At 70.9% G+C, this 10,074-nt stretch carries 5 protein-coding genes; 2 read left to right on the plus strand and 3 right to left on the minus strand.

The window, feature by feature from the left end; all coding sequences use genetic code 11:
* The first annotated feature begins 434 nt into the window (after positions 1 to 434).
* Positions 435 to 749, plus strand: a complete 315-nt coding sequence (locus ACIRDX_RS17320; RefSeq protein WP_396626693.1) for a hypothetical protein — start codon at positions 435 to 437, stop codon at positions 747 to 749.
* Between the two features lie 23 nt (positions 750 to 772).
* Here ACIRDX_RS17320 and ACIRDX_RS17325 read toward each other — a convergent pair whose 3' ends face one another.
* Complete coding sequence (locus ACIRDX_RS17325) at positions 773 to 2,788, minus strand: transglycosylase domain-containing protein (RefSeq protein WP_396626694.1); 2,016 nt, start codon at positions 2,786 to 2,788, stop codon at positions 773 to 775.
* Between the two features lie 104 nt (positions 2,789 to 2,892).
* Here ACIRDX_RS17325 and ACIRDX_RS17330 point away from each other — a divergent pair, with 104 nt between their 5' ends.
* On the plus strand, positions 2,893 to 5,028 hold the full coding sequence (locus ACIRDX_RS17330) for a M13 family metallopeptidase (protein WP_396626695.1): 2,136 nt from the start codon (positions 2,893 to 2,895) through the stop codon (positions 5,026 to 5,028).
* Positions 5,029 to 5,034: 6 nt separating this feature from the next.
* Here the strand turns inward: ACIRDX_RS17330 and ACIRDX_RS17335 are convergent, their stop codons facing one another.
* Positions 5,035 to 8,847, minus strand: coding sequence for a hypothetical protein (locus tag ACIRDX_RS17335; protein ID WP_396626696.1), 3,813 nt, complete (start codon positions 8,845 to 8,847; stop codon positions 5,035 to 5,037).
* A gap of 108 nt (positions 8,848 to 8,955) precedes the next feature.
* On the minus strand, positions 8,956 to 10,074 hold a 1,119-nt coding region (locus ACIRDX_RS17340), incomplete at its 5' end, for a hypothetical protein (RefSeq protein WP_396626697.1).

Consider the following 10,074-nt stretch of genomic DNA (forward strand, 5'->3'; position numbering starts at 1 on the left):
GATACCGAAGACACGCTCAACGCGGCGCACGCCGCCATCATCTGCAGGGTTCGCTTCATCGTTCTTCCCTCCTCTGGTTCAGGGCGATCGGGCCCTCGCACGGCCCGCTGCGCATCGCCCCCTTGAAAGTGGGACTCCGCTGCCGAACGACAGGTCCCGGCCGGCAATGGGCTGGCACCAATCGTCGGGGCGGATCGTCAAAGAGGGCGACGTGCTGCGTCTCCACCCGCGACTTCCCCGCATTTCGGCAGGCGACCTGGTCCTCCGACAGACGCCACAGGGGTGGCATGTCGAGGATGCCGGGGGCCGTGAGATCTGCGAGCCGCTGACCACCATGGCGGAGGCACGTCTCATCGGCCGCACCTTCGTGATGGGCCAGGGACGTGTCTGGGTGCGCACGACCGACGGGTGGTCGGTCCTCGACGGGGACTGACGTGGATCAGGGGGCGTCGGGCGAAGACCTGCTGGCGACGATGGAGGGCCTCGGCCGCATCGAGGTGGCCGGCGACGCGCCCGTCCAGGTGGGCTACACCATCATGCTCGTCGTGCCCGGCGCTGACGCGCCATCCCCTCCTGGAGGTGGCCCCGTGCTGACACGCGTGGCCATTCGCGCCCGGCTCGCCGACCTCTTCCACTGGTACACCGAGCACCATGCCGACGCGACGCTCGTGCTGGAAGACGGCCGACGCTTGGCGCTCGTGATCATGTCGCCCGACGGCGACGCCATCGGACAGCATGCCCTCGCCTGAGGGCACGGGACGCGGCGGGACGATCAGCGAAAGAGGTCGCGGACCCGGCGCGCCAACTCGGCGGTCCAGCCCTCGATCGTGCGGGCGATGCGCTGGCGCAGCGTCCCGCGATGGAGGGGGCAGCGATCGCCCGGCGTCTCGTCACCGCGCTTGAGGTACTCGGTGTAGACGGGACACCCCTGGACCGGGCGCTTGTACGAGATCCGGCAGAACACCTCTTCGCGCAGGCCGGAGGGACGCTCGAAGGCCTCCGGTCGCCGGACGCGGGCGGCACGACGCATGAAGTCGGCCCAGATGGGCAGCGCGTAGCGCGACCCGTAGGCGTCGCGGCCGATGGTCGCCGGCTGATCGAAGCCCACCCAGACCCCCACCACCAACGAGGACGAGAAGCCCACGAACCAGGCATCCTTGAAGTCGTCGGTGGTGCCGGTCTTGCCGCCCGCCGGAAATCGCACGCCCATGCCACGCACCGACGACGCCGTGCCGCGATCGACGACATCCTGGAGCATGGACACCATCTGGAAGGCGACCTCTGGCGCGATGACGTTCTCGCGCACGACGGGGGTGGCGAACGCCAGGCTGCGGTCATCGTCGAGGATCCGCAGGATGGCGCGCGGCCGCACCGAGTGGCCGCCGTTGGGGAACATCGCGAAGGCCGTCGTGAGCTCGAGCGGCGTCACCAGCCCGGTGCCGAGGGCAAGGGAGGGCACGTTGGGCAGGTCGCGCAGGCCCGCGTCGCCGGCCACGCGCATCACCCGTCGCGTGCCGACGCGCTGCTGCAGGAACGTGGCGGCGCGGTTGTCCGACACGACCAGGGCGGCACGCAGCGTCAGCTCGGGACGCACCTCGCCCGAGGCATTCTCCGGTGCCCATTCGTCCGGCCCCTGGGGGGTGATGCGGTCGAGGCCGGCCAGGACGCTCAGCGGCGAGTACCCCTGCTCGAGGGCCGCCGCGAAGACGAAGGGCTTGAACGCCGAGCCCGGTTGCCGATGACTGCGTGTCGCCCTGTTGAACGGGAACGCGGCCGGATCACGGCCCCCGACGAGTGCGAGGACGTCGCCGGTCGCCGGGTCCATGGCGACCAGGGCGGCCTGCAGGTCCCGCTTCCCGAACCGACCGAGTCCCTCGCGCACGACACGGTCGGCCATCTCCTGGAGCGTGGAGTCGACCGTGGTGTCGACGCGCCAGTCCGGCGGGTGATCGCCGCCGAGCGAGTCGCGGAAGAGCTGGCGCACGTAGGACCGGGCATACGCATCCGATGCGGTGCTGGTGGCCTGGTAGGGCCGCACGCGCAGCCGCTGGCGGCGAGCGGCACGCTCCTCCGCCTCGGTGATGAAGCCCGCGTCCCGCATGCGCGCGAGGACGACGTGGCTGCGCGCGATGGCGCCCTCCAGGTTGGACCAGGGCGAGAGGGCCGCCGGAGCCCGGGCCAGCCCGGCGATGAAGGCGCTCTCGGCGAGCGACAGATCGCGAGCCGGCTTGCCGAAGACCCGACGGGCCATCGGCTCCACGCCGTACACGCCGGCGCTGAGGTAGATGCGGTTGAGGTACAGCTCGAGGATCTGCGCCTTGCTGAGCTGCAGTTCCATCTGCACCGAGAGCACGGCCTCGCGCAGCTTGCGCGTGTAGCTCTTGCGGTTGGAGAGGAAGAGCGTGCGCGCGAGTTGCTGCGTGATGGTGCTGGCGCCTTCGCTGCGGCCCGTCAGCGTGTTCCGGTAGACGGCCCGCCCGAGCCCGATGGGGTCGAGTCCGGGATGGCGGTAGAACCGGTGGTCCTCGACGGCGACGAATGCCTGCTGGAGCGTGGGCGCGATCTCCGACAGCGACACGTCCTGCCGCTGCTCGTCGAGCCGGAACCAGCGCTTGCCGTCGGCCGTGTGGAACCAGGTGTCGCCGACCCCACGCGTGAGCCGATGCACGGCCCGGGTCTGCTTCCAGATCCACGCCGTGCCGATTGCCCCGGCCACCAACGCCAGCACCACCAGCACCTGGATGAAGCGTCCCTGTACGGCCAGCCACGTGCGCGCCTGAGCGATCACCGCGCTAGTGTCTCACTCGTCGCCCCTGGCCGGGCCGCCCGAGCCAGCACGCCGGGCCCTGCCGATGAGTCGTACCATGGTCGGTCGAAGGAGATTTGAATCCCATGATCCGGGTCCACTCGTGCCCCGCCGCGCTCGTCGCGGCCAGCCTGCTCGCCCTGCCGCTCGCGGCGCAGGCGCAGTCCCACGGCCACCGCTGCCTCGACGACGACTGCCACCTCGTCGCGCTGTTGGACGAAGCCCCGCAGGCCGGCAGTGCGGCCGCCCCGACGGTCGTCCCGCGCGCCGGCGCCTGGGGCATCGATCTGGCCGGGATGGACCGCACGGTGAAGCCGGGCCACGACTTCTTTTCCTACGTGAACGGCGCCTGGGCGACCCGCACGTCGATTCCCGCCGACCGCTCGACGTACGGCACCGGAGGGGTCCTTCGCGACGTCGCCGAGCAGCAGGTGCGCGGCGTGATCGAGGAGTGGGCGGCAGCGCCACCGCCCTCGGCGCAGACCGATGAGGCGAAGGTGGCGCTGCTCTATCGGAGTTTTCTCGACGAGGCCGCCGCGGAGCGACTCGACGCCGCGCCGATTGGCCCGAAGCTGCAGGCCATCCGCGCCGCGACGACGCGTGAGGCGCTGGCGGCCCTGATGGGCGAGTCGTCCCGCGGCGCCGGCGGGGCGTTCGTCGGCGCATCGGTGTTCGACGACCAGAAGGCCCCGGATCGGTACGCCCTCTACCTGGGCCAGAGCGGCCTCGGCCTGCAGGACCGCGAGTTCTATCTGCGGGACAACTTCGCGCCCCAGAAGCAGGCGTATCAGGCCTACGTCGCGCGTCTGCTGTCGTTGGTGGCATGGCCCGCGCCCGACGACGCGGCAGCCGCCGTGGTGGCACTGGAGACCCGCATCGCCGAGGCACACTGGACGCGCGCCGAGAGCCGCAATCGCGACAGGACGTACAACCCGACGACCTGGGCCGACCTCGGCCGGACAGCCCCGGGCTTTCCGTGGCAGGCCTACGCGAAGGCGGCCGGGCTCGCCGGCGCGGCCAAGGTGATCGTGCGGCAGGACACGGCCCTGCCGAAGCTGGCGACCATCTTCGCCGAGGCGCCGGTCGAGACGCTGCAGGCGTGGCAGGCCTTCCACACCACGGACCAGGCGGCCCCCTACCTGTCGGCACGGTTTGTCACGGCCCACTGGGAGTTCCGCTCGAAGTTCCTGCAGGGCGCACAGGAGCCGCGGGCGCGCTGGAAACGTGGCGTCGCCTTCGCCGAGGGCGCGATGGGCGAGGCGATCGGCCGGACCTACGTGGCGCGCTTCTTCCCGCCGGCGTCCAAGGCCAAGATGGAGCAGTTGGTCGCCGACCTGCGCGTGGCGATGCGCCGCCGCATCGAGGCGCTCACCTGGATGGAGCCGGCGACCAAGGCGGCGGCGCTCGAGAAACTCGCCAGCTTCGGCGTCAAGATCGGCTACCCCACCCGTTGGCAGGACTACGGCGCGCTGCAGGTGAAGGCCGACGACCTGTTCGGCAACTGGGAGCGGGTCGCGGCCTTCGAGTGGGCCCGGCAGGTGTCGCGGATCGGTGGCCCCATCGACAACGACGAGTGGGGCATGACCCCGCAGACCGTCAACGCGTACTACTCGCCGGTGAAGAACGAGATCGTCTTCCCGGCCGCCATCCTGCAGCCGCCTTACTTCGACCCGCTGGCCGATCCCGCGGTCAACTACGGCGCGATCGGCGGCGTGATCGGTCACGAACTGACGCACGGCTTCGACGACCAGGGCCGCAAGTCCGATGGCAAGGGCGTGCTGCGCGACTGGTGGACCGCCGACGACGCAAAGCGCTTCGAGGCCCAGGCCGACAGACTTGGCGCCCAGTACGAGGCCTACGCGTTTCCGGCGCTGCCCGGCCTGAAACTGACGGCCCGCATCGGCATGGGTGAGAACATCGCCGACCTCGGTGGCGTGCTGCTCGGGCTCGAGGCATACGGCCTGTCGCTGAAGGGCGCGCCCTCCCCCGTCCTCGACGGCGTCACCGGCACCCAGCGCGTGTTCCTCGGCTGGGCACAGGTCTGGCGCATCAAGTATCGCGACGACGCGCTGCGGCAGCAGATCGTCAATGGACCGCACTCCCCCGGATTCATCCGCGCGTATGCCCCGCTCCGCAACGTCGACGCCTGGTACGAGGCGTTCGATGTGAAGCCCGGCGATGCGCTGTACATCGCCCCGGACCAGCGCGTCAGGATCTGGTAGGCGCGCCTAGCGCAGGCGGGTGGCGAGTGCGTTGGTGCCCGCGGCCCAGCGCTCTCCCCCGCCGTCGGCATACATCGCCCGCTCCACCACGATGGGGGCGGGCGTGGCGCCCAGGCTCTCGATGAGGGCACCGAACCGCTTGCCGATGGCCGACGGGAACTCGTCGCGCACGCTGACCCCGAAGCGGCTGTGCGCCGCGACGGGGAATGTGCGCGTGGCCACCGGCGTGCCGTCCGCGAACAGGAGCGTCACCTTCACCTGCGCCGTTGCGGCGCCCGGGTTGGCCACCAGGTAGTACGTCGCGCGCTGCGCGGCGTCGTCGGAGACCTCGCCGTCGGCAACGGCCCAGGCAAGGCCGGTGACGGTGGTGCCCGGTGCGTTGTGGGCCTCGGTCCAGGCGCGGCTGTCGCCCGGCCACCACATCGAGCGCTCCACCACGATGGGCGTGCCATTGGTCGACTCGACGACCATCGACACGGCCGTGTCGGCCAGGGCCGGCGCTTCCTGGTCGACCCAGATCGTGTAGCGCTGGAGCGGCCCGACCCGATGCGTGTGCCGCAGGGTGCCGCCGCCCGGCAACAGGTACGTCACGGCCACCTCGGCCGCCTGGTCCGACGGATTGGCCACCAGCAGGAAGAGGTCGAAGAAGGGCCCCGTCGCGCCCTCTGCCAGGTACCACGACGTCGCCGCGCTGGTGACGCCGGCGCTCTCGTGGCCGGCACGGAACAGCAGCGGGCCAGGCGTGTAGTACATCGCCCGCTCGACGATCACCCCGGCTGACGCGTCGATGATTGCCGACACGTCCGTGTCGGCAAGCCACCGGGCGTTAGCGGTGCCGAACGTTTCCTGGTCGACCCAGATGTTCATCCGTGTGCGCGCGGGAACGGTGTAGCGCTTCTCGAGAGGCGGCCCCGAGGGCCGCAGATAGCGGACCTGCACGTCGACGGGGATCGTCGACGGGTTCTGCAGGAGGTAGAAGAGGTCGAAGCCGCTGTGCGTCGCGCCCTCGGCGAGGTACCAGCGGGTGGCGGGCCCGGGCAGGCTCGTCTCGGCGTGCGCGCCGTAGGTCAGGCCCGACCGGTCGTGCCACGACACGGTGCGATCGACGGCGAGCGGAACGTCGGCCGTGACGACGGTGCCGAACGCGTGCCCTGCGAGACCGACGACGCTCGCGGTGTCGACGGTGCGCGAGCCCAGCGCTGGCACCACCACGGAGTGCGACACGGTGACGCCGTCCTCGCGCAGGAACTCCAGCGTCGCGGCGGCGGGCGTCGCCCCCGGGTTGGCCAGCACGACGCGCGTGTCGAAGAACTCGCTGGCCACGCCCTCGGCGAGGTAGCGCGTGAAGCTGGTCGGTGTCGCGGCGTCTGGCACGAACGTGGCCGTCACCGTCGTCGCGGCAGTGACCGTCAGCGTGCAGGTCGCCTGCCCGGTACACGCCACGGCCGACCACCCCTCGAAGCGACTGCCGGCCGTGGGCGTGGCCGTCAGCGTCACGACCGAGCCGGCGGCGACCGAGGCCGTGCACGTCGTGCCGCACGCGATGCTCCCCGGCGAGCTGGCGACGACGCCGGCACCGCTGCCAGCGCGCGTGACGGAGAGCGTGACCGGCGGGGCCGTCCCACCGCCCTCGAGTTGTGTCGCCCAGTACGTGAGGAGTTGCCGCAGGGCTTGCGGCACGTGCGTCGGTGGTCCCTGCCCGGCCTGGTCGGTGGTGTTCACGCCGTGGCACGACTTGCACACGCGCACCTCCCCGGGCCGCATCGTCAGCCACAGGCGCTCACGGACCACGGGCACGCCCGCGGCATCGGTCAACTGCCACGACAAGGCGCGGCGCGCCGGCACGAAGGCGGCCACCGACCCGTCGGCGGCAATCGCCACGCTTCCCGGGGGCGCGCCTGGCACCACCGGGTTGGCCGCGCGCGGGTCGTGCAGGAACTGCCCGAGCACACGACGTCCCGGCCGCGGCGCCGACGTGCCGCCGATGCCGCGGAGCTGATCAGCCTGGACGATCTGGAGGAACGCGACGTCGTAGATCTTTCCGGGCGCGCCGAGGGTCTGCGTGCCGCCGCCCGCCACCCGCAGGTTGAACGGCTGCTGCCGATCGCTGTGATCGCGGGACGTGACGTCGTGACTGACGATCAGCGCCAGGTCGTTGGCGGCGAGCCAGGCCTCGAGCCGCGCCGGCGTGATGCCCTGCTCGGCCAGCACCTGCTGCTCCTCGGCCGGCAACGGCGTCGTGTGCCGCGCTGGTCGCGTACGCGGCCGGACCTCGACGGGGTCCAGTTCCCAGAGCTGTCCGGAGTAGCTGACCAGCACGTCGGGACTCCAGTAGGTGATCGTCTTGCTGATGCCTGACGTGAGGCGAACGTCCGGCACGAACACACCACCCGCCTGCTTCAGCAGCGTGAGACGGAAGTCGTAGCGGGATCCCGGCGCCGCCGTCGTCCCCGTGTTCTGGTCCCGCCGCGTCTCGGGCGTGTGGACCGCCAGCAGTCGCCCGTCCGACAGGGGCAACGGGTTGCGGTAGAGGCCCGAATGATTGGGCGACGGCGTGTCCGTGTAGGAACTGGTGTCGCGATGCGTCACGTAGGTGATCGTCATCGCATCCGGGTTCAGTGCCGGTGGACCGTACGTGCTGATGATCTGGCCACTGGCGTGCGTGGAGAACTCCGGCGCGTCGATGCCGTAGTAGGTGCCCGGCGCCGCCTGCGACTCCTTGATCTGGATGAACCCGTTGATCGTGTTGGGGTTGAGCCGCGGTGACTGCGAGTGGTGATACACCAGGTTCGGGTCGTCGTCGAAGCTCACGTCGAAGTAGCCCAGGAACTCGTGCCGCCCGACGTGGTTGAGCGTTTCCTCTTCGCTCCCGTCTTCCCCGACCATCCACGGGAAGAAGTCGTTGAAGGTGTGGCCGACGACATTGGTGCCCGCGAGCAGGTCGGTGCGCGAGGCGCGGGGCTCGGGGAACACCTCAGCCCTCGACGACAACCGGGCCGCGCCGGCTGATTCGTCGGCGTAGTTGAACGTGCCATAGGTACCGTAGGCCGTGGAGGCTCGCGAGTCCGCATCGGCCTGCTGGTCGCGCTGCAGATGATCCCAGCGGATGTAGACGAGCCGCCCGAAGCTGTCGATCTGCGGCGAGAACGACCCCGACGGGGAATGCTGCACGAGGAACAGATCGCCGCTCGCAGGGTCGAGGCTCCAGATCCCGCTGACGACCGGTGCTTCCTCGTACTCGTCGAGTTGCGGGTACAGGTGCGCCTCTCCCCCGCGTGGCCGATCCGAGGTGAAGAGGATGCGGTCGTCGGTGCCGTAGATCGGGCTCACGTTGTTGTAGGCCGCCGGCTGTCGCGGCACCTTCGTGATGACGGGCGAGTCGGTGGGGCCGAGGCCGGAGATCTCGTAGAGTTGCCAGCGCCAGTCGGCGCTGGACATGTAGCGCTGCTCGCTCCCACCGACGACCATGCTGAACACGGCCTTCGTGCCGCTCCAGTGGACGCTCGGCTCGCGCACGGCAATCGACGTCGCGCCCTGGAAGCCCGCCGTGCCGTAGCCTGCGGCGGCGGTGAGGTTCCTGAGCGCGCCGTCCGGGTAGCGGATCCAGAGGTCGCCCCCACGAGCGACGGCGTCGAGGGAGGCGCGGTGGTTACCGAAGACGGCCCCGATCGTCGTGAAGTCCTGCGGCACGGGCACCTGCGTCACGAACAGGATGGGGTACGGCGTCGCCGGCGGCGGGCCCTGGGCGACCACCGTCAGTCCCAGCGCCGTCGCCAGGCCCACCACTGCGGCTCCCCACTGCCGGTGCCTGCGTCCCATCGCCGCTTCCTCCAACTCTGGTCTCCGGGTGACACAACTGTCACCGGGCCGTGCGCGTGCACCGGGGCGCCTCATGCGTAAGCAGAAACCGTACCGCCGTCGATCGGCCTATGGCAGCGGCGTTGCCAGCAGCGCCGTGCCGGTGCCCCACTGCTGCCCAGGCGCATCGGCATACATCGCGCGCTCGACGATGATCGGCGTCGGCGTGGGGCCGACACTCTCGATGAGCGTGCCACAGGCGAGGCCCTGAGCTTCCGGGAACAGGTCGCCGACGCTGAACCCGGCCCGCGAGGACGGTCCGACGTGGACGGTCCGTGTGGCCGGTGGCAGCCCTCCGCCGAACAGAACGGTGAGGCGCACCAGCGCGGGCGATGTCGTCGGATTGGCGACCAGCAGGTACGTGGCGCCGCCGTCGACCAGGCTGCGGCCGTGCCCGTCGCCCACCGCCCAGCGCAAGGCGGACGCGGTGGCGCCTGCCGTGTTGTGCGCCTCGCGCCAGGTCGCGCTCGTACCCGGCCACCACATGGACCGCTCGACCACGACTGGCGCCGAGGCCTCGACGACCGTCGACACTGCGGTGTCGGCCAGCGCCTCCCCCTCCTGGTCCACCCAGATGGTGTACCGCGAGCGTCCCTGGACCCGGTGCCGCCGCTCCTGGCGCGAGCCGTCGGGGAGCAGGTAGGTCACCTGCAGGTCGACCGCGGCATCGTTCGGGTTGGCGACCAGCAGGAACTGGTCGAAGAAGGCGCCCGTCGCTCCCTCGGCGAAGTACCAGCGGCGCGCCGGCGCCGTCACGCCGGCGCTCTCGTGCCCGGCCTCGAACGTCACGCCATTGCGCGTGTCGTACATCGCGCGCTCGACGACGATGCCCGGCCCGTCGAGGGACTCGATCACGGCAGAGAGTTCGGTCGACGCCAGCAATCGTGCGGCATCCGGGCCGAATGCCTCCTGATCCACCCAGATGCTGATCCGGCTGCGCGGCGGCAGCACCACGACGCGTTCGAGGGGCGGCGCCGCGGCGCGCAGGTAGGTGACGCGCGTGCGAACGGGCACGTCGTGCGGGTTCTGCAGCAGGTAGAACAGGTCGAAGCCTGCGTGCGTCGCACCCTCGGCCAGGAACCACCGTGGTGCGGGCGACGCGATGGACGTCTCGGCATGCGCGCCGTACGCGCGGCCGTCACGCCCCTTCCATGCCATCGTGCGGTCGGCGACCAGCGGCACGTCGCT

Origin of the sequence: Luteitalea sp. (genome assembly GCF_044337415.1) — a bacterium.
Taxonomy (GTDB): domain Bacteria; phylum Acidobacteriota; class Vicinamibacteria; order Vicinamibacterales; family Vicinamibacteraceae; genus Luteitalea.

What these genes read in the sequence shown, in the direction of transcription:
- ACIRDX_RS17335 (WP_396626696.1), bottom strand. Translation starts at nt 8,847, where the DNA reads ATGGGACGCAGGCACCGGCAGTGGGGAGCCGCAGTGGTGGGCCTGGCG.
- ACIRDX_RS17330 (WP_396626695.1), top strand. Translation starts at nt 2,893, where the DNA reads ATGATCCGGGTCCACTCGTGCCCCGCCGCGCTCGTCGCGGCCAGCCTG.